The sequence below is a fragment of the Alcaligenes faecalis genome (genome assembly GCF_041521385.1).
Lineage (GTDB): Bacteria > Pseudomonadota > Gammaproteobacteria > Burkholderiales > Burkholderiaceae_B > Alcaligenes > Alcaligenes faecalis_E.
Genome location: NZ_CP168006.1, coordinates 3,680,007 through 3,700,744 on the forward strand (window position 1 = coordinate 3,680,007; position 20,738 = coordinate 3,700,744).

Annotated in this window: 18 protein-coding genes and 1 pseudogene; 13 read left to right on the forward strand and 6 right to left on the reverse strand. The window is 55.6% G+C overall.

Annotated elements, in window-relative coordinates; all coding sequences use genetic code 11:
* The first annotated feature begins 62 nt into the window (after positions 1–62).
* From tig to ACDI13_RS15950, 5 genes and pseudogenes are all read left to right on the forward strand, one after another.
* Positions 63–1,373, forward strand: coding sequence for a trigger factor (tig, locus tag ACDI13_RS15930; protein WP_316990277.1), 1,311 nt, complete (start codon positions 63–65; stop codon positions 1,371–1,373).
* Positions 1,373–2,026, forward strand: a complete 654-nt coding sequence (gene clpP / locus ACDI13_RS15935; protein WP_021446711.1) for an ATP-dependent Clp endopeptidase proteolytic subunit ClpP — start codon at positions 1,373–1,375, stop codon at positions 2,024–2,026. The genes tig and clpP overlap by 1 nt, the downstream gene beginning before the upstream one ends.
* A 100-nt stretch (positions 2,027–2,126) precedes the next feature.
* On the forward strand, positions 2,127–3,428 hold the full coding sequence (clpX, locus tag ACDI13_RS15940) for an ATP-dependent Clp protease ATP-binding subunit ClpX (RefSeq protein ID WP_316990276.1): 1,302 nt from the start codon (positions 2,127–2,129) through the stop codon (positions 3,426–3,428).
* Positions 3,429–3,619: 191 nt separating this feature from the next.
* On the forward strand, positions 3,620–6,085 hold the full coding sequence (lon, locus tag ACDI13_RS15945) for an endopeptidase La (protein WP_316990275.1): 2,466 nt from the start codon (positions 3,620–3,622) through the stop codon (positions 6,083–6,085).
* A gap of 231 nt (positions 6,086–6,316) precedes the next feature.
* A pseudogene (locus tag ACDI13_RS15950) lies at positions 6,317–6,571 on the forward strand (IS3 family transposase); the annotation flags it as partial.
* 66 nt (positions 6,572–6,637) lie between these two features.
* On the opposite strand, the gene lexA reads toward ACDI13_RS15950, so the two are convergent.
* The 3 genes from lexA to ACDI13_RS15965 form a co-directional block, all read right to left on the reverse strand.
* A complete protein-coding gene (lexA, locus tag ACDI13_RS15955) occupies positions 6,638–7,297 on the reverse strand; it encodes a transcriptional repressor LexA (protein ID WP_316990274.1) in 660 nt (219 codons plus the stop codon).
* Positions 7,298–7,404: 107 nt separating this feature from the next.
* Positions 7,405–7,965 carry a GNAT family N-acetyltransferase gene (locus tag ACDI13_RS15960; RefSeq protein ID WP_316990273.1) on the reverse strand — a complete coding sequence of 187 codons (561 nt, stop codon included), beginning with the start codon at positions 7,963–7,965 and terminating at the stop codon, positions 7,405–7,407.
* 70 nt (positions 7,966–8,035) lie between these two features.
* Complete coding sequence (locus ACDI13_RS15965; protein WP_316990272.1) at positions 8,036–9,238, reverse strand: amino acid aminotransferase; 1,203 nt, start codon at positions 9,236–9,238, stop codon at positions 8,036–8,038.
* A gap of 84 nt (positions 9,239–9,322) precedes the next feature.
* Between ACDI13_RS15965 and uvrB the strand changes: the two genes are divergently transcribed.
* The 8 genes from uvrB to ACDI13_RS16005 all read left to right on the forward strand — a co-directional run bounded on the left by uvrB (position 9,323) and on the right by ACDI13_RS16005 (position 17,093).
* Positions 9,323–11,344, forward strand: coding sequence for an excinuclease ABC subunit UvrB (uvrB, locus tag ACDI13_RS15970; RefSeq protein WP_316990271.1), 2,022 nt, complete (start codon positions 9,323–9,325; stop codon positions 11,342–11,344).
* Between the two features lie 451 nt (positions 11,345–11,795).
* Positions 11,796–12,287, forward strand: a complete 492-nt coding sequence (locus ACDI13_RS15975) for a low molecular weight protein-tyrosine-phosphatase (protein WP_316990279.1) — start codon at positions 11,796–11,798, stop codon at positions 12,285–12,287.
* Positions 12,288–12,429: 142 nt separating this feature from the next.
* Positions 12,430–12,906: a Fe-S cluster assembly transcriptional regulator IscR gene (gene iscR / locus ACDI13_RS15980; protein ID WP_021446710.1), complete on the forward strand. Its 477-nt coding sequence runs from the start codon at positions 12,430–12,432 to the stop codon at positions 12,904–12,906.
* Between the two features lie 33 nt (positions 12,907–12,939).
* Complete coding sequence (locus tag ACDI13_RS15985; RefSeq protein WP_316990270.1) at positions 12,940–14,133, forward strand: IscS subfamily cysteine desulfurase; 1,194 nt, start codon at positions 12,940–12,942, stop codon at positions 14,131–14,133.
* A 17-nt stretch (positions 14,134–14,150) separates the two neighbouring features.
* Positions 14,151–14,513, forward strand: coding sequence for an iron-sulfur cluster assembly scaffold protein (locus ACDI13_RS15990; RefSeq protein WP_372372517.1), 363 nt, complete (start codon positions 14,151–14,153; stop codon positions 14,511–14,513).
* Positions 14,514–14,566: 53 nt separating this feature from the next.
* Entirely contained in the window at positions 14,567–14,890 is a 324-nt protein-coding gene (locus ACDI13_RS15995; RefSeq protein ID WP_003801383.1) for an iron-sulfur cluster assembly accessory protein, read from the forward strand.
* 6 nt (positions 14,891–14,896) lie between these two features.
* Entirely contained in the window at positions 14,897–15,775 is an 879-nt protein-coding gene (locus ACDI13_RS16000) for a methylglyoxal synthase (protein ID WP_316990268.1), read from the forward strand.
* Between the two features lie 310 nt (positions 15,776–16,085).
* On the forward strand, positions 16,086–17,093 hold the full coding sequence (locus ACDI13_RS16005; RefSeq protein ID WP_316990267.1) for a tripartite tricarboxylate transporter substrate binding protein: 1,008 nt from the start codon (positions 16,086–16,088) through the stop codon (positions 17,091–17,093).
* Between the two features lie 180 nt (positions 17,094–17,273).
* On the opposite strand, the gene lysS is transcribed toward ACDI13_RS16005, so the two are convergent.
* The 3 genes from lysS to prfB all read right to left on the reverse strand — a co-directional run bounded on the left by lysS (position 17,274) and on the right by prfB (position 20,652).
* Positions 17,274–18,797, reverse strand: coding sequence for a lysine--tRNA ligase (gene lysS / locus ACDI13_RS16010; RefSeq protein ID WP_316990266.1), 1,524 nt, complete (start codon positions 18,795–18,797; stop codon positions 17,274–17,276).
* 11 nt (positions 18,798–18,808) lie between these two features.
* Positions 18,809–19,546, reverse strand: coding sequence for an SDR family NAD(P)-dependent oxidoreductase (locus tag ACDI13_RS16015; RefSeq protein ID WP_316990265.1), 738 nt, complete (start codon positions 19,544–19,546; stop codon positions 18,809–18,811).
* 1 nt (position 19,547) lies between these two features.
* Positions 19,548–20,652, reverse strand: a protein-coding gene (gene prfB, locus ACDI13_RS16020) for a peptide chain release factor 2 (RefSeq protein ID WP_316990264.1) whose coding sequence is annotated in 2 segments (ribosomal slippage) — positions 19,548–20,570 and positions 20,572–20,652 — 1,104 coding nt in all. Because the reading frame shifts where the segments join, the coding sequence is not laid out codon by codon here.
* Positions 20,653–20,738: the final 86 nt, after the last annotated feature.

The window sequence follows — 20,738 nt, forward strand, 5'->3', positions numbered from 1 at the left end:
GCCAGTTTCCGGTAAAATGCCGGATTACTCTTATCAATTACTCAATTTAATATAGGTCTTCAATGCAGCCCGAGGTTGAAATTCTGTCCGGCTTGGAGCGCCGAGTCGATGTGGTCGTTTCGGTGGCCGACGTAGAAAAACAAGTCCAGGCCCAGCTCAAGCGTGTGGCTCGCACGGCCAAGGTACAGGGCTTCCGTCCCGGTAAAGCGCCTTTGTCCGTTGTCGAGCGCAGCCACGGCCCTGGTATTCGTTACGACGCCATCAACGAAGAAATCGGCAAAGCCCTGGACAAAGTGATCCAGGACTCCAAATTGCGCGTAGCCGGCACTCCTAATCTGGAAGCCAAAGAAGGCGAGCCAGTTGAAGGCACGATGGCCTTTACCGCGACCTTCGAAGTCTACCCAGAAGTGGCTTTGCCCGATCTGTCCAAGCTGGAAATCAAGCGTGCCAATACGCCTGTAACCGACGAAGACATCCAGCGCACCGTAGACGTGTTGCGTAAGCAACGCGCCAACTACGAGTCCAGCGCCGAGCGCGAAGCTCAAGAAGATGACCGTATCACTCTGGACTTTGTGGGCACCATTGACGGTGTCGCCTTTGAAGGCGGTAGCGCCGAAGGTTTCCAGTACCTGCAAGGTCGTGGCCGCATGCTGCCCGAGTTCGAGACTGCCGTTGCCGGCATGAAAGCAGGCGAAACCAAAACCTTCCCTCTGGAGTTCCCTGCCGACTACACCGGCAAGGAAGTGGCTGGCAAAACTGCCGAATTCAAGATCACCGTGACAGACGTGGCCCAGCCTGTTCTGCCCGAGCTGGATGCTGAATTCGCCAAGTCCCTGGGTCAGGCCGAAGGTGATGTAGCCGCTTTGCTGGCTGATATCCGTGCCAACATCGAACGCGAAATCAAGGCGCGTGTGCATGCCCGCAACAAGTCCGCTGTCATGGATGCGTTGCTGTCCGCCAGCGAATTTGACGTACCCAAGTCCTTGGTGGACAACGACGTGCAAGGTCGTATCGCTTCGGCTCGTGCTGAACTGAAAGACCGTGGCGTGCCCGACGCAGACAAGATGCCTATCCCTGCCGAAGCTTTCCAGGAAGAGTCCACCCGCCGTGTGCGTTTGGGTCTGTTGGTCTCCGAACTGGTCAAGGCTGCTGAACTGCAAGCCAAGCCCGAGCAAGTGCGTACCCGCATCGAAGAATTTGCCCAGAACTACGAACAGCCCGCCCAAGTGGTGGCCTACTACTTGTCCGATCGCCAGCGTCGCGCCGAGATTGAGGCAGTGGTACTCGAAGACAACGTCGTCGAGCACGTACTGTCCCAGGCCAAGGTGTCCGACGAGGAGGTGGCGTTCGACCAAATCATGGGAACCAACTAATGTCGTCAACCTTTGTCGACTTCTACGCCTCAATGCATGGGGGGCAATCCGTTGCCCCTACGGGTTTGGGCTACGTGCCTATCGTGATCGAGCAGTCTGGTCGTGGAGAACGGTCTTACGACATCTACTCCCGCCTGCTGCGCGAGCGCATCATCTTTCTGGTGGGCCCGGTTCATGACAACTCGGCCAACCTGATTGTGGCCCAGCTGCTGTTTCTGGAGTCGGAAAACCCTGAAAAGGATATTTCGCTCTACATCAATTCGCCCGGTGGCTCGGTTTACGCAGGCTTGGCCATCTACGACACGATGCAGTTCGTCAAGCCGGAAGTCTCGACATTGTGTACCGGCATGGCTGCCAGCATGGGCGCCTTCTTGCTGTCTTCGGGCGTCAAGGGCAAGCGCCTTGCCTTGCCTAACTCGCGCATCATGATTCACCAGCCTTCGGGCGGTGCGCGGGGCCAGGCCTCTGATATCCAGATTCAGGCCAAGGAAATCCTGAGCCTGCGCGAACGCTTGAACAAGATCCTGGCCGAAAACTGCGGTCAGCCTGTCGAGCGTATCGAGCTGGATACCGAGCGTGATAACTTCATGGCAGCGGAAGACGCTGTGGCCTATGGCCTGATCGACAAGGTGATGAATACGCGTGACGAGTAATCATCTGTTCCCCACAGGGATCGATCTAAAGCAGTAATATGGCTGTTCGGGGGCGGGACTTGTTCCCGTCCTTTTACCATCCTGAAGTGAATTTAAATTTATGTCCGAAAAGAAATCGGCCGACGAGAAAGTTCTGCATTGCTCGTTTTGCAATAAAAGCCAGCATGAGGTCAAGAAACTGATCGCTGGACCTTCGTCCGTGTTCATCTGCGACGAATGTATTGATCTGTGTACCGATATCATTCGTGACGAAGCTGCGGGCGCCACTCCTGATGGTGAACGTAAAGAATTGCCCACACCCCAGGAAATCAAAGATTTTCTGGACGGGTATGTCATTGGCCAGGAGACGCCCAAGCGCACCTTGGCCGTAGCGGTTTACAACCATTACAAACGAATTCGTGGCGGCAAGGCAGGCCGTGACGATGTAGAACTGTCCAAAAGTAATATTTTGTTGATTGGGCCTACGGGTTCGGGTAAAACGCTGCTGGCTCAAACGCTGGCCCGCATGCTGGATGTGCCTTTTGTGATGGCAGACGCCACCACCCTGACCGAAGCCGGTTACGTGGGTGAGGACGTCGAGAACATCGTTCAAAAACTGCTGCAGAACTGCGATTACGATGTGGAAAAAGCGCAGCGCGCCATTATCTACATCGACGAGATCGACAAGATTTCTCGCAAGTCGGATAACCCTTCGATCACCCGCGACGTATCGGGCGAGGGCGTGCAACAGGCACTGCTCAAGCTGATTGAAGGCACCGTGGCTTCAGTGCCTCCACAAGGTGGCCGCAAACATCCTAATCAGGATTTTGTGCAGGTGGATACCACCAATATCCTGTTTATTGTCGGCGGTGCCTTCGATGGTCTGGAAAAGGTAATTCGAGACCGTACAGAAAAATCGGGTATCGGTTTTTCCGCCTCGGTGAAAGCCAAATCCGAGCGGGGCGTTGGCGAGCTGTTTTCAGAGGCCGAGCCCGAGGATCTGATCAAATTCGGCCTGATTCCCGAGCTGGTGGGGCGTTTGCCTGTGGTCGCTACGCTGGAAGAACTGCACGAAGATGCCTTGATCCGCATTTTGACCGAGCCGCGCAATGCCTTGGTCAAGCAGTTCCAGAAGCTGCTGAGCATGGAAGGTGTGGAGCTGGAGGTGCAGCCTGCCGCACTACGTGCCGTGGCCCAGCGTGCCATCAAGCGTCGTACCGGCGCTCGTGGTCTGCGCAGCATTGTCGAACAGGCGCTGCTAGATACGATGTACGAGCTGCCCTCGCGCAAGGATGTCAGCAAAGTGGTGTTGACTGAGGACGCTATTGTTGGAAAGAGTAAACCCGAATTGATTTTGGGGCGCACTTTGCCCGATAGTGAAGCCAGTGACACTGAGTCGCCCCTGAAGAACGCAGTAGCTTAGAGATATATCCTTGTTTGTGCTCTATCTGGCTCTGGTCGGAAGGGCATGGGCAAGATAAAGTTCTGTTCTAATGTTCGTGCGGCCTACTTGAAATATCAAAATTCGCCACAATCTGAGCTACAACAGGTTAAACCGTGAAAGGGAAGCCCAGGCTTCCCTTTTGCGTCTAAGGACATTTATAGGAAATGACTATGTCTGCGAGCCAGATTCTTTCTACGGAACCTATTGAGCTGCCGCTGCTTCCCTTGCGCGATGTAGTGGTGTTCCCTCACATGGTGATTCCGCTTTTTGTTGGTCGGCCTCGCTCGATAAAAGCCCTTGAGCTGGCGATGGAGTCCGGCAACAACATTATGCTGGTGGCGCAAAAGTCCGCAGGCAAGGACGATCCTGCTCCCGAGGATCTCTACGAAATTGCGTGTGCGGCCAGTATCTTGCAAATGCTCAAGTTGCCTGATGGCACCGTGAAAGTGCTGGTGGAGGGCTTGCAGCGCGCCCGTATCACCCAGGTTCAGGATGCGGAAACCCATTTTATGGCCTCGGTGGTCGAGGTGCCCGGCGACGCTGGTGATGCGGCTGAAACCGAGGCCTTGCGCCGTGCTGTGCTGGCCCAGTTCGAGCAATACGTCAAACTGAATAAAAAGATTCCCCAGGAAATTTTGACTTCCCTGACCGGGATCGATGATGCTGGTCGCTTGGCCGATACCATTGCTGCCCATTTGCCGCTCAAGCTGGAGCAAAAGCAGGGCATGCTGGAAACGCCCAAGGCCATGGAGCGTTTGGAAGGCTTGCTGTCGCAATTGGAAGGTGAAATCGACATTCTGCAGGTCGAGAAGCGTATTCGTGGCCGTGTGAAAAAGCAGATGGAAAAGAGCCAGCGCGACTACTACCTGAACGAGCAGGTCAAGGCGATTCAGAAAGAGCTGGGCGAAGGCGAGGACGGCGCCGATGTCGAAGAGCTGGAAAAACGCATCGAACAGGCTCAGCTAAGCAAGGAGGCGCTCAAGAAGGCCGAGGCTGAAATGAAGAAGCTCAAGCTGATGTCGCCGATGTCAGCCGAAGCCACGGTGGTGCGCAACTACATCGAAACGCTGGTTGGCCTGCCTTGGCGCAAAAAGAGCCGTATCAATAATTCCTTGGGCAATGCCCAGGAGGTATTGGATGCCGATCATTTTGGTCTGGAAAAGGTCAAGGAACGTATTGTCGAGTACCTGGCTGTTCAGCAACGTGTGGACAAGTTGAAGGCTCCAATCTTGTGTTTGGTGGGCCCTCCAGGCGTGGGTAAAACCTCGCTGGGTCAGTCCATTGCCAAGGCAACGAACCGCAAGTTCATTCGCATGGCATTGGGTGGTGTGCGTGACGAGGCCGAGATTCGTGGCCACCGTCGTACCTACATCGGTTCCATGCCCGGCAAGGTGGTTCAGAACATGAGCAAGGTGGGTGTACGTAACCCGCTGTTCCTGCTGGACGAGATCGACAAGATGGGTGCGGATTTCCGTGGTGACCCTTCCTCGGCGCTGCTGGAGGTTCTGGACCCCGAGCAAAACCACACTTTCCAGGATCACTACCTGGAAGTGGACTACGACTTGTCTGACGTGATGTTTGTGGCAACCAGCAATACTTTGAATATTCCACCGGCCCTGCTGGACCGTATGGAAGTGATTCGTCTGTCCGGCTACACCGAAGACGAGAAGGTACGCATTGCGTTCGATTACCTCTTGCCCAAGTTGATGAAGAACAATGGCGTACGTCATGGTGAGCTGGAGGTGACAGAAGACGCGGTACGGGACATCGTGCGTTACTACACGCGTGAAGCGGGTGTGCGGTCGTTGGAGCGTGAAATCAGCAAGATCTGCCGTAAGGTGGTTCGCAAACTGCTGGTGGCCAATCCTCAGGCTGGTACGCGTGCGGCCCGCAACAAGACGCTGACCCAGGAAACCTTGGTCGTGAATGCAGCGAATCTGAACGAGTACCTGGGGGTGCGTCGTTTCTCCTTCGGCCTGGCCGAGAAGGAGAACAAGATTGGGCAGGTGACCGGTCTGGCTTGGACCGAGGTGGGTGGTGATCTGCTGACCATTGAAGTGGCCGATATGCCCGGTAAAGGCAATGTGCTGCGTACGGGTTCGATTGGCGACGTGATGAAAGAGTCCGTCGAGGCGGCCCGTACCGTGGTGCGTTCGCGTGCCCAGAAATGGGGTATCCCCAATACGGTGTTCGAGAAGCGTGATCTGCATGTGCACTTTCCAGAAGGCGCTACGCCCAAGGACGGTCCATCGGCCGGTATTGCCATCACGACCGCTATCGTGTCCAGCCTGACGGGTATTCCGGTTCGTTCCGACGTAGCTATGACGGGTGAAATCACCTTGCGCGGCGAAGTTCTGCCTATTGGCGGCTTGAAAGAGAAGCTCTTGGCAGCGCAACGCGGCGGTATCAAAACGGTGATGATTCCAGAGGAAAACGTCAAAGACCTGGCCGATATTCCAGATAATGTGAAGAACACGCTGGAGATCATTCCAGTGCGTTGGATTGATCGTGTACTGGAAGTCGCCCTGCAAGATGCCGTCACGCCTCTGAGCGACGAGGAAGTCGCTCGCTTGGCGGCAGAGGCCTTGGCTGCTTCTCGTGCTGCTGGTACGGGCTCTGAGTCCTTCAAGCACTAAGCGTTAGCTTCAGCAAGATGTAAAACAGGCCACCTTGAAATCAAGGTGGCCTGTTTACTTTTTGGCTGGGCTGTCTAAGTCTTTCCATAGACATAGGCTACTGCCCACATGCACATTGCAGCAAAGACCTTCATCGTAAATATAGTGGCAACCATAATCGTCGTCGCCGCTGTGCGGTGACTTCAATCTGCAGGGCAGCATGCGCTCTGGCCAATAAACACTCAGGTTTGCATATCACGCAATGGCAACTGCCTGGACAGTGCCGCGATGAAAAGCTTCTTCGGTACGTTGAAGTCCAAGTTCTTCTACCTGAACTGTTTCGAGAACATCGAGCAGCTTCAGGTCGGCATCTGCCAATACATTTACTACTACAATCACGAACGTATCAGAACAACACTAAAAAGCCTGAGTTCAGTGCAATACCGAACTCAGGCCTTGGCTTTCTCATCTATGGCCGTCCAACTGATGGGGGGGGGCAGTTCATAGACGGGGGGGCTCTCATCAGGTGTACCAAGCGTATAAAACAGGTCTGGTAGCCCAGAGAGACAAGGTTTAATGCAGCGGGCTGGTACGAATCAGACCTACTGCAATGCCCTCTAGGGACAGGGATTCCGGGTCGGTAACGATGATGGGTTCAAAATCCGGGTTCTCAGGCAAAAGGATGACCTGATTACTGGAGCGCGACAGGCGCTTGACGGTGACATCATCACCAATGCGGACCACCACAATCTGCCCATTGCGTGCTTCGCTGGCTTTTTTGACGGCCAGCAGATCGCCGTCAAAAATTCCAGCATCTTTCATGCTCAGGCCACGTACGCGTAGCAGGTAATCAGGCGTTTGGGTGAACAGCGTAGGGGCAACACCAATTTCACGCTCGATATGCTCGGTGGCCAGAATAGGGCTACCGGCAGCCACGCGACCAATAATGGGCAGCAAGAGAGCGTCAGCCAGATTGGCTAATGCGCTGTTGCTAGGCGCTGTGCTTTCGCGTGTCTCCGTGCCGAGCAGGCGTATGCCACGCGAGGCGCCGGCGGTCAGCTCGATAGCGCCTTTGCGGGCCAGAGCTTTCAAATGATCTTCGGCCGCATTGGCGGATTTGAAACCCAGCACTTGAGCAATTTCTGCGCGAGTGGGGGGGAAACCCGTCCGTTCGATTTCAGAACGGATAATGTCCAGCACTTGTTGCTGGCGTGCAGTGAGCTTGGCGGTCATAGTATTGTCTGCTGAATATATATACAGTAAAGATTGTGCGTTACAGTTGGCGTTTTTGCAAGCACTGCGGGCCGTGAAGGCTTAATTTTTGAGCCCTCGGACCCTGTTCAGACAGACCGGGGCCAATCTTTGCGGTCCTGCGTGTACAACACGTGAGGGACAAGTGGGTGGCCCGCAGGTACGCCAGGGTGTGCAAAGGTGCCGGCTTGCTTTGTCATGCCCAGGCGCTGCATGACGGTTTGTGAAGGCAGGTTCAACTGCGCGGTGTATGCCACAATTTGGTCCAGGCCCAGCTCGTCAAAGCCAAAGTCCATGCAGGCGCAAGCCGCTTCGGTGGCGTAGCCTTTACCCCAGTATTCGGGAAGCAGGCGCCAGAGCAGTTCTACGCAAGGCTGAAAGTACAGCGCAGCAGTCGGGCGGTTCAAGCCGATCATACCGATGAAGGCGCCATTTTCTTTCAGCTCCACCGCCCAAGGGCCCCAGCCATGTTCTTCGATCAGGCTTTGACTGCGGTGGGCGATGGCGTCGCTTTGCTCGCGCTCCAGAGTGGCTGGATAAAAGCGCAGCGCGTGGGGGTCGCTATTTAATCGGTAAAAGGGTTCCAGGTCTGTCTTTTTCCAGGGGCGCAGGATCAGGCGTTCGGTGTTCAGGGAAATAGTGTCTGTCATGGGGGATTCCAAGGGCCGGAACGACAACGCCCTTCCGAAGAAGGGCGTCAGGGCTGTAGCGCGAGATAGCTTACTTCAGGACTTGAGCGATGGCCTTGGCCACGACGTCAATGTTCTGGCTATTGAGTGCAGCAACGCAGATACGGCCGCTGCTGACAGCGTAAATACCGTGTTCCTGGCGCAGGCGCTCTACTTGCTCGGCGGTCAGGCCGGAGTAGGAGAACATGCCGCGCTGTTGCAGTACGAAGTCAAAGTTCTGGGTCGCACCATGTTCTTTCAGCTTGGCAACCAGTTGGGCACGCATGTCACGGATGCGATCACGCATACCAGCTAGCTCGGTTGCCCAAGTTTGGAACAGCTCAGGCGAACTCAGAACCGTGGCTACAACTTTGCCGCCGTGTGTTGGTGGATTGGAGTAGTTGGTGCGAATCACGCGCTTGACCTGGCTCAGCACGCGGGACGTTTCGTCCTTGCTGGAGGTGACCAACGTCAGGGCACCAACGCGCTCGCCGTACAGCGAGAAGGACTTGGAGAAAGAGGAGCTGATGAACATGGACAGGCCCAGCTTGGCAAACAGGCGCACCACGCTGGCGTCTTCCTCCAGACCGGCACCAAAGCCTTGGTAAGCGATGTCCAGGAAAGGAACCAGTTGACGTTCTTTGATCAGTTCGGCGATTTGGGCCCATTGCTCCATGCTGGGGTCCACGCCGGTGGGGTTGTGGCAGCATGCGTGCAAGACCACGATGGACTGGGCAGGCATGGCGCGCAAGGAGGCGATCATGCCCTCAAAGTTCAGGCCATGCGTAGCGGCATCGTAATAAGCATAGGTGTTGACGGTAAAGCCGGCGCGCTCAAAGAGGGCTCGGTGGTTTTCCCAGCTTGGATCGCTGATGTAAACCTCGGACTGCGGCAGTATTTGCTGCAGGAAGTCAGCTCCGATTTTCAGAGCGCCGGTACCGCCCAAAGATTGCACGGTCAAGGCACGACCTTCGGCAATGATGGGGGAATCGGCGCCCAGCAATAAGGTTTGAGCACCCAGGTTGTAGGTGTTGATGCCTTCGATAGGCAGGTAGCTGCGTGCAGCGGCTTTGCTCATCAAGGCGTCTTCAGCCTTTTGAACAGCCTGCAAAATCGGGATACGCCCTTGATCGTCGTAATAAACACCGACCCCCAGATTAACTTTGCCGTTGCGTTCGTCGGCATTGTATTGTTCGTTCAAACCCAAAATAGGGTCGCGTGGGGCCAGTTCGACGGTTTCGAAGAGCGATGTCATGATGATATGGGGGCGTTAGCGCAGAAAGGTAGAAAAACAAAGCATTAATGTGATAATACGGGCTTACCCTAAAGTGTGTCTAGCATGAAATTTGAGCCAGCCTTTCAAGAGTTTCCAGGGAGTTCCTTCAAGCTTTTCCAGCCTTATTTGCCCGCTGGCGACCAGCCTGCGGCAATTGAGCAATTGGTCGAAGGGGTGGATGACGGCTTGATGTACCAGACCCTGTTGGGGGTAACAGGGTCGGGCAAGACCTATACCATGGCGAACATTATTGCTCGCACCGGGCGTCCGGCCATTGTTCTGGCACCCAATAAAACCCTGGCTGCGCAGTTGTATGCCGAGATGCGCGAGTTCTTTCCACGCAATGCCGTGGAGTACTTCGTGTCCTACTACGATTACTACCAGCCCGAGGCCTATGTGCCATCACGCGATCTGTTTATTGAAAAGGACTCGTCCATCAATGAACACATCGAGCAGATGCGCTTGTCGGCTACCAAAAGTCTGCTGGAGCGGCCTGACACCATTATTGTGGGCACCGTGTCCTGCATCTACGGTATCGGTAACCCCGGTGACTACCATGCCATGGTGCTGACCTTGCGCAAGGGTGATCGCATCGCTCGGCAGGAGCTGCTGGCGCGTCTGGTCGCCATGCAGTACGAGCGCAACGACCTGGATTTCCAGCGCGGTGTGTTCCGCGCTCGTGGTGAAGTGGTTGATATCTTCCCGGCAGAAAATGCGGAGCTGGCCTTGCGGGTCAGCCTGTTTGATGACGAGATTGAAGAATTGGAGTTGTTCGATCCGCTGACAGGCAAGGTCGTGCAAAAGCTGAACCGCTTTACCGTGTTCCCCAGTTCGCACTATGTGACACCACGAGAAACCGTGTTGCGGGCGATTGAAACCATCAAGCTGGAACTGCGTGAGCGTCTGGAGTTTCTGACACGGGAAGGGCACTTGGTGGAGGCGCAACGCCTGGAGCAGCGCACCCGGTTTGATCTGGAAATGCTGCAGGAGCTGGGTTTTTGCAAAGGCATTGAGAACTACTCCCGTCACTTGTCAGGGGCGGCGCCCGGCGATCCGCCACCGACACTGATCGACTACCTGCCGCGTAACTCCCTGATGTTTATTGACGAAAGCCACGTCACCATCGGGCAGTTGGGCGCCATGTATCGCGGCGACCGCTCGCGTAAAGAAACGCTGGTGCAGTTCGGTTTCCGCCTGCCTTCGGCTATGGATAATCGCCCTTTGAAGCTGGAAGAGTTCGAGCGCCGCATGCCGCAAACCGTGTTCGTATCGGCCACGCCCGCTGCCTACGAGCAAGAGCATGCCGATAATGTGGTTGAACAGGTGGTGCGGCCTACTGGCCTGGTGGATCCGGAAATTGAGGTTCGTCCTGCCACCACGCAGGTGGATGATTTGCTGGGTGAAATCAAGTTGCGTACCGCGCAGGAAGATCGTGTGCTGGTGACAACGCTCACCAAGCGCATGTCTGAAGATCTGACCGAATATTTGTCGGAGAACGGTATCCGTGTGCGCTACTTGCACTCGGACATTGATACCGTGGAACGGGCCGAAATTATCCGAGATCTGCGTCTGGGCGTATTCGACGTACTGGTCGGGATCAACTTGTTGCGCGAGGGTCTGGATTTGCCCGAAGTGTCTCTGGTGGCGATTCTGGATGCAGACAAGGAAGGCTTCCTGCGTTCCGAGCGCAGCCTGATTCAAACCATAGGCCGGGCAGCGCGTAATCTGAACGGGAAAGCCATTCTGTATGCCGACAGAATGACGGATTCCATGCATCGCGCCATTGAAGAAACCGAGCGCCGTCGTGCCAAGCAGATCGCCTTTAACGAAGAGCATGGCATCACGCCGCGCGGCGTGAACAAGGCCGTCCGTGAGTTGATTGATGGTGTTGTTGCTTCGGACCCAACCGCCAGCTTGCGCGAGGATGTGCCGGACGCCTTGATTCGCGACGAGAAGGCCGCTGCACGCGAGATCAAGCGTCTGGAAAAAGAGATGATGGATCACGCTCGCAACCTGGAGTTCGAGCAAGCCGCGGCTGCGCGCGACAAGTTGCAAAGGCTCAAGGCCAAGCTGCTGATGGCTTGATGGCTTGGGCGTGGTGTTTCTGGCGTAGAGACGCCCTTTTTGGAGTCGGTCTTGAACTGAGGTGGCGACCTTCGCCTGGAACCGGATTACATGTTCGGATCTACTCGTGCTTGACGCCCCTCCAGTAAAAGTGGGGCAATTCCATTTTTGATGATGTTTGTTGCATAATTGCAACTAAGTCTGGACGAAAGTACAGAAAAAACACAGTTCTACTACCGGCTTTCATTGCTCAGGTGTATTGCTTGATTTATCTCATCGTGGGAAGTCGCGGTATCCGCTAAGCAAAGGGTGCTGCGCCTTTGGTTTATTCCAAACTTCAAGCAGCTGCGTACTGTTCTTATTTGCAGCCCCCAAACGATACGGCTTTGCTGTTTCCCGAGCCGTTTCGAGGCTCTGTTTGGGCCCTTGTTCTGTCTTGCCTTATTTGGGGTTTTCCCGCAGACTTTGACGCATTATGAGTAAGGTTTTGTTTGTCTGTACAGGGAATATTTGCCGCTCCCCCAGCGCCGAGGGCGTCTTGCGCCAACTGGTTGACCAAGCCAGTTTGTCGGAGGCTATTTTGGTGGATTCAGCCGCCACGCACGGCTTTCATGTTGGCGAGCATCCGGACACACGCGCACAAATAGCCGCTCGTAAACGCGGTTATGACATTTCTACCTATCAGGCCCGACAGGTCCAACGCGAGGATTTTCGCAGCTTTGACCTTATCTTGAGTATGGACTGGGAAAATCATGCTGCCTTGCAGCAAATGTGCCCTCCCATGTACCGTCACAAGCTCATGTTGCTGATGCGCTTTGCCACTGATTACGAAGCGGCGACTGTGCCCGATCCTTATTATGGTGGTCAGGATGGCTTCAATAAGGTCATGGACTATATTGAAGATGCCTGTCAGGGCGTATTCGAGTTGGTTTGCAAGCGCGTACCTAATTACCGTGCTGCCTGAGCGACTAAAATAACACGTCAGTATAAGTGTAAAAACACACGCTCAAGCACGGTAGTTTCCCCTGTATTTGCTATACTGGACCAAATTGGTCGGATTTGCCTTTGGCAGTCCGGCCGCTTTCGCCTTTGGCAAGGAAACTATCATGCGTTTGACGACAAAAGGGCGTTTCGCCGTAACCGCGATGATCGATCTTGCGCTGCGCCAGCAAAGTGGACCGGTGACGCTCGCAGGCATCAGCCAGCGACAGGGTATCTCACTCTCCTATCTTGAACAGTTGTTTGGCAAGTTGCGCCGCCATGAACTGGTCGATAGTGTGCGTGGTCCGGGTGGTGGCTATACGCTTGCGCGTCTGGCCCGCCACATTACTGTTGCTGACATTGTGTTTGCGGTCGATGAGCCCGTTGATGCCACCCAGTGTGGTGGCAAGGGTAATTGCAAGCAGGGCACAAACGGGCAGAAAGGCGAGTGCATGACTCACGAGCTTTGGGCGACGCTTAGTCGTAAAATGGTCGATTATCTGGACTCTGTCTCGCTACAGGACTTGGTTGATCAGCAACGTCTGCGTCAGCTCAAGTTGGCCGCTCAGGAAGCCGGTCAGCCAGAAGAATGTACTTTGTAGTAGGCAGTCGCCACTACTGACCCGGAGTTTTGTATGAGTCGCGCTCAGCGTATCTATATGGATTATGCCGCCACCACACCGGTAGACCGGCGTGTGGCCGACAGCATGATTCCCTGGTTGACGGAACGATTTGGCAATCCTGCCTCCAGTAGCCATCCTTATGGGTGGGATGCGGAGGAAGCCGTGGATCAGGCGCGTCGTCAGGTCGCCTCCCTGGTCGGGGCGGAGCCGCGAGAAATCGTCTGGACTTCCGGTGCTACCGAAGCCATCAATCTGGCCTTGAAGGGTGCCGCGCAGTTTTATCAGTCCAGGGGCCGCCATATTATTACCGCCCGTACGGAACACAAGGCTGTGTTGGATACCTGTTTGGCCTTGCAGGACGAGGGGTTTGAAGTCACCTTTCTGGATGTCCTGCCCAGTGGTCTGATTGATCCGCAGGCGTTTGAACAAGCCATTCGTCCTGATACCATCCTGGCCTCGGTCATGTTGGTGAATAATGAAATTGGCGTGATTCAGGATGTGCAGGCTTTGGGGGCAATGTGTCGTGAGCATAAGGTACTGTTCCATGTGGATGCTGCCCAGGCCACCGGCAAGGTGGCGATCAATCTGCAGGAATGGCCGGTGGATTTGATGTCCATGTCGGCGCACAAGACCTACGGGCCCAAAGGGATTGGTGCCTTGTATATCCGTCGCAAACCGGCGGTGCGTCTTAAAGCGCAGATTCATGGTGGGGGGCACGAACGCGGGTTTCGTTCCGGTACGCTGGCTACGCATCAAATTGTGGGAATGGGGCGTGCCTTTGAGTTGGCTGGCGCGCACATGGATGAAGAGCACCAGCGCATCACCGCGCTGCGTGATCGTCTGTGGGCGGGCTTGCAGCAGATTCCGGACTTGTTCCTGAACGGCACCCTGGAACAGCGTGTTCCCCATAACCTGAATATCAGTGTGGATCACATCGAGGGCGAAGCCCTGATGATGGCCCTGACGGATCTGGCCGTGTCCAGTGGTTCGGCCTGTACGTCGGCCAGCCTGGAACCGTCCTACGTATTGACGGCCTTGGGTCGCAGCGATCAGTTGGCGCACAGCTCCTTGCGCTTGAGCCTTGGCCGTTTCACGACCGAGCAGGACATTGATGACACGATTGCGGCCATCCGTCGTGTGGTTGAACAATTGCGGGCCATCTCTCCCTTGTGGAGCGAGCCTGCTTCGGAGCCGTTCGCACAATGATATATAGTGACGCTGTCATGGAGCATTTTCTGCACCCGCGTCATGTGGGTGTCATGAACAGCAGTGATGCTGACGTAGGTACAGGGGAAGCAGGAAGTCACGAAACCGGGGCCTTGATTCGGATCCAGCTCAAGGTATCGGAGCAGGGCCAGATTCAGGATAGCTGTTTCAAGGCTTATGGCTGTGGCTGTACCATCGCTGCCGCTTCCTATGCGGCGCAATGGCTACAGGATCGCAGTCTGGAGCAAGCGGCCCGGTTCTCGTCCACGGATGTACAGCAAGCGCTGGAATTGCCGCCGGTCAAAGTGCATTGTGCGTTGTTGGCCCAGGAGGCGGTTCAGGCGGCCATTGCCTCGGTACAGAACAAAGGCGCGTTTTAGTTGTCCAAGCCTGAAGGCTGACTACTCTTCAGGTTTATAGAAAGGAAAAGATCATGTCTATTTCTCTTACTCAGCCCGCCGCAGAACATATCCAGCGTCATTTGAAAAAACGCGGGGGCGGTTTGGGGCTACGTTTGGGTGTACGCCTGACCGGTTGCTCGGGTCTGGCCTACAAGCTGGATTTTGTTGATGAGCCGGTTGAAGGCGATCAACTGTTTGAAGAGCACGGCGTTAAACTGTTTGTTGATCCGAAAAGCCTGCCCTTTATTGATGGCACGCGTCTGGATTATGGCCGTGATGGCCTCAATGAAGGTTTCAAGTTCATCAATCCAAACGAGAAAGCCTCCTGCGGGTGTGGCGAATCGTTTACCGTGTAGGAACTCATGTCATTACGTTTCGGTTTGGCGGCCAATCAATTGCACCATGATTCGGCAGATGCGGCTTTGTTTCAGTGGTTGCGGCGCTCAGCCAGCGGTATTCGCGAGTTGGAAGTTGAGCTTTATACGGTGGGTCGTACCTGTAATGCCATCGAGCGTTCGGGCCTGCTGGAAGGCTATGGCGGCTTGGTTCGCTATCCTTATGGTCGTGATGGCGGCTTGATGAAGCTGGTGGCCCGGGTCACTCAAAGCCCGGACGGCACGCCGCCTTTTGATGGTGCCATTTACCTGATTGACCCGGTAGACCCTTCCTCCATTTTCCCGGAAGCACTGGCACTCAAGCGCCAATGCATCACGCATGGCCGTCCTTTCATCTCGACTCTGATGGGCGCGATTGAATGGATTGAAGTAGAACGTGTCAGTCGTGGCCTGTGGCCCGATTCCAGCTGCAAACGTATTTTTGACTTTCCGAATCAAACCCTGGCCTTGATTGCGCACGATGCGCTCAAGGAAAAAATGGTTGAGTTCGCTGACAAGCATTTTGATTTGCTGTCCCGTTTCGGCCAACGCGTGGGAACGGGCACGACCAGCCGCTTGTTGAACGAGCTGGCCTGGTCCAAGGGCTGGCCCAAGGAGACCTCCTGGATTCAATCTTATTTAAGTGGTCCTTTGGGTGGCGATGCGCAAATTGCCGAGCTGGTGCTGGAAAATCGTTGTCAGCGTGTGATCTTCTTCGAGGACCCGCACGTCGCCCGTCAGCACGAGGCCGACATTCAGTTGCTGGAACGGGCTGTTCGTGTGGTGGCGGACAAGGCGTCGTGTTTTTCTTCGCCCGAAGTGGCCCATAAATGGGCGCAGGCGGTGATGCGTTTGCCGGTGGATTGATTGCACAGGGGCGTGTTAGCGAGAACGAACCAATAAAGTCGTGCTATCAGCATAGGCGAAGATGTATATAGTAGTGCCGGTATTGGCAGTTAAAAAGGACGTGTAAAAACGTCCTTTTTGATTTTTGCATACTGTTTTCTGGACAAGTCCCCAGACTGTGCAAGAGACCGATACAGAGGCTTGATCAATGACTTGGGCAAGCTCTGCTTGATTTGCAGTAGAGGGTTCGCTAGATTAGGGATCGTAATTTGCAGGCGCTGTGACACAAGGTCGTCCGATCAATTGGGTAGGATAGATACTGGAGGTCGGTTTGAATCGCCGCATGATCTTGAAAGCCTCTGGAGCGGGTATCGCCACACGTCTTGGAACTGCGGTCTCTGCGCTTGGTGTTGTTGTTCCGGCTCGGGCGGAGCAGACCACTCCTTTTCCGTCGAGTCCGGTGCGCCTTGTTGTCCCGGTGAGCCCAGGTGGCAATGCTGACCGTATCGCCCGTATGCTTGCGCAGCGTCTTGCCGAGTTATGGCGCCAAATAGTGATTGTGGATAATGTGCCTGGCGCGCACACTAGTCTCGGTGTCAACCGTGTGGTGCGCGCGGCGCCGACTGGCTACACTTTGCTCTCCAGCGGGGATCAGCTTGCGATCAACGCGGCCCTGGGTCGCACGTTACCTTATAGCGAGACCGACGTTCGCGGAGTGACTCGTACTATTGTTAATTCGCAGGTCTTGGTGGTTCGCCCTGGCTTGGGTATTAGCCACTTCAAGGACTATGTGGCGCTACTCAAGCGGCAGCCGGGCGCCGTATCCCTGGCACTGGCGATTGGCTATGGCAGCATCTATCATCTCGCTGTGGAGATGCTTAATCAGCGTTTGGGTACGCAAACCAATAACATTCCCTATGCGGGAGGCGCTCCGGCCGTTCTGGATATATTGGGCGGGCATGTGGACGGCGCGCTGATGGATATTTCGGGGGCAACTCAGAATATTCAGGCTGGTGAGCTGGTACCTCTGGCCGTAACGTTGCCACAGAGGTCAAAGGTTTTGCCGGATGTCCCCACCTTTCATGAGCTGGGCGTGTCTGATTTCGTGATCGAAAGCTGGCAGGGCATCTTTGTGCCACGAGCCACACCCGATGAAGTGGTAGTAAGCCTGAATCACGATATTACGGCTGTACTGCGTTCGCGCGAATTTGCAGCGCCATTGGAGGAGCAGGGCTTTGTGATCGCTCCCAGCTCGGCTGAGTCGCTGGATCAGATCGTGGCACGGGATATTGCCTTGTTTCGTGACGTGGCGGCAGTTGCTGGTATCAAGCCTGAGTGAAATCTGCGCTTACAGGCGTAGGGCAGGCTAATGATGAGATTGGAGTGGAGTTTGTTCCCGAACGGGCAGAATAGCTGCGTATGTGCGTATGTGCGTATGTGCGTATGGGTATTCGGGGGCGCGGATGCATAAAAAAACGCGCGGTCAAGAAGGCCGCGCGTTTTTCCGTCTTGAGATTGATCAGTCCTCGCGACGCAGGTGCGGGAACAGGATTACGTCACGGATAGCCGGGCTATCAGTCAGCAACATGACCAGTCGGTCGATACCAATACCGCAGCCGCCTGTAGGGGGCATACCGTATTCCAGCGCACGGATGTAGTCGGCGTCGTAGAACATGGCTTCTTCGTCGCCAGCGTCCTTGGCCTGAACCTGGGCCTGGAAACGTGCGGCCTGATCTTCAGGGTCGTTCAACTCCGAGAAACCATTGGCAATTTCGCGGCCGGTGATGAATAGCTCAAAACGCTCGGTAATTCCTTCCTGGGTATCCGAGGCACGTGCCAGCGGTGAGACCTCGACAGGGTAGTCGATGATGAACGTAGGGTGCCACAGCTTGGACTCGGCTGTTTCTTCAAACAGAGCCAGTTGCAAAGCGCCCAGGCCGGCATCACGCAGTGGGGGCGAATTTACGTCCACTTTCAGGCGCGCCAGTTCGGTACGCAGGAACTGGATGTCCTCCAACTGTTCGATCTGGTAGGAAGGAGCGTACTTCATGATGGCGCCGGTAATGGTCAGGCGATCAAAAGGCAGGCTCAGATCCAGCTCGCGTTCCTGGTATTGCAGGGTAGCCGTACCACGGGCGCTGATCGCGGCTTCGCGTATCAGGTTTTCGGTGAAGTCCATCAGCCACTGGTAATCCGTGTAGGCTGCGTAGAACTCCATCATGGTGAATTCAGGGTTGTGACGAGGGCTGACGCCTTCGTTACGGAAATTGCGGTTGATCTCGAACACGCGCTCGAAACCGCCGACGATCAATCGTTTCAGGTACAGCTCGGGCGCAATGCGCAGGTACATTTCCATGTCCAGCGCATTGTGGTGGGTTACAAAGGGTTTGGCCGATGCACCGCCCGGAATGGGGTGCAGCATGGGGGTTTCCACTTCCAGGAAATCGGCCTGGGCCATGTGCTGGCGCAGGCTGCTCATGACCTTGCTGCGAGCCAGAAAGGTTTGACGGGTGTCTTCACCCATGATCAGGTCGACGTAACGCTGACGGTACTTCAACTCCTGGTCGGCCAGACCATGGAATTTATCAGGCAGGGGCCGCAGGGATTTAGCCAGCAGGCGCACACGGGAGGCGTGTACGGACAGCTCGCCCTTATTGGTTTTGAAGACGGTACCTTCCACGGCCAGGATGTCACCGATATCCCAGCCCTTGAATTCCGCGTAGTTCTCTTCGCCCAGTGCGGCTTTGTCCAGGTAGATCTGGATACGGCCAGAGGCATCTTGCAACGTAGCAAAACTGGCTTTACCCATGACACGCTTGAGCATCATGCGGCCAGCCACTTTCACAACTTTATTGGTTGCGGCCAGGGCATCCTTGTCCTGCTCGCCGTATTGGCTGTGCAGCTCGGCAGCATGGGCGTCAGGGCGGAAATCGTTGGGGTAGGCGATGCCGTTTTCGCGCAGGCGGTCCAGCTTGGAACGTCGCTCGGCGATCAGGCGGTTTTCGTCTACGACGGGTGCAGAAGTGTCTAGCGGTTCAGTCATTGTGTCAGTACTTATTCGTAGTGGCGGATGTCATCCAGAACGTGCTGGCCAAAATCCGGGCTGTTCAGGAGGCGCAAAATTCGCTCGGCCGCCTCGTGTGGGCTGCTTAACTGCCCTTGCTGGTGCAGGTCGATAAAGCGGCTCAGGTTCGGGAACTGGTCGCGGGACTGGTTACGGATATGACCTTGCATATCGGTATCGACCACGCCAGGGGCCAGAGAGCAAACGGCCAGCTCGGGATTTTCCAGTTTCAGGGTTTGTGTATAGAAGTCCAGTGCTGCCTTGCTGGAGCCATACACGGCCCAGCCCGAGACGGGCTTGCGGCCAGCACCCGAGGAGATATTGAGCACCTGGCGCTGGGCATCCTTGGGGGCGCCTTGCAAAAAGGCGGCGGTCAGGCTCATGACACTGGCAAGGTTCAACTGCAGCGCCTGTGTAATGGCCTGGGCATTGAGCAGGTGGCTGGCTTGCCCAACGGGATCAACGGTGCCTGCATTATTGATGAGGACGTAGCGTTGAGCCTGTGTCTGGCTGATCAAGGCCTGTAGAGCCTTGGCTGCCTGTTGCGCACCTTCCACGCTGGCCAGATCCACTTGCAGATGGTGATGCGCCCCTTGGGGGGCCTCCAGTTGCAGGTCACTGCGGGCCAGAGTGATCAACTGATGGCCAGCGGCCAGTGCCTGACGTGCCAGGGATAAGCCCAGGCCGCGCGAGGCACCGCTTAGAACAGTCAGCGTGGAAGTGTGCATATTAAATACCTTGTTTCAGGCTGGCCTGAATAAAGGGATCCAGGTCGCCATCCAGAATCTTTTGCGTATTGGAGCTTTCGTAGTTCGTACGCAAGTCCTTGATGCGGCTTTGGTCCAGCACGTAGGAGCGGATCTGGTGACCCCAGCCCACATCGCTCTTGGAGTCTTCCAGTTTTTGCTGCTCGGCCATGCGGTTGCGCATTTCCAGCTCGTACAGACGGGACTTCAGCATTTGCATGGCCTCAGCCCGGTTACGGTGCTGCGAGCGGTCATTCTGACATTGCACCACAATGCCGCTGGGTTCGTGCGTAATACGAACGGCCGAGTCGGTTTTGTTAATGTGCTGACCACCGGCACCACTGGCGCGGTAGGTGTCAATACGCAGGTCGGCCGGATTGATTTCGACCTCGAAAGAGTCGTCAATCTCTGGGTAGACAAACACGCTGGTAAAGGATGTGTGGCGGCCGTTGGACGAGTCAAAGGGGCTTTTGCGAACCAGGCGGTGTACGCCGGTTTCTGTGCGCAGAAAACCATAGGCGTAATCGCCTTCAATCTTGATGGAAGCCGATTTGATGCCGGCGACATCACCGTCAGACTGCTCCAGGATTTCAGCCTTGAAGCCTTTGTGTTCGGCGTAGCGCAAGTACATGCGCAGCAGCATGGAGGCCCAGTCCTGGGCTTCGGTCCCCCCCGCGCCGGCCTGAATATCCATAAAGCAATTCAGCGGATCGGCAGGGTTGGAGAACATGCGGCGGAATTCCAGCTCTTCAATACGGCTGGCCATGGCGGCACAATCTTCTTCGATGGCGGCGATCGTGGCATCGTCATCGTCCATCGCGGCAAGCTCGAAGAGGTCCTGCGAATCTTTCAGGCCCGTGTGCAAGGCGTCCAGCACATGCACCACGTTTTCCAGACTTTTCTTTTCGCGGCCCAGATCCTGAGCGTGTTGAGGGTTGTCCCAGACGTTGGGGTCCTCGAGTTCGGCATTGACTACGTACAAACGATGCGCTTTGTCATCGTAGTCAAAGATACCTCCGTAAGGCATTTTCCCGCTCCGAATAATCGGCAAGGCGGGCTTCCAGTTGATTAAGTCGTTCCGATTCCATGATTCAGCGGCTTTCCTATATTTGAGGGCCATCCGCGCCAGCCAGCAGGGCGGCGCGCGGCAAACTTCCGATTTTACCCTTATCGG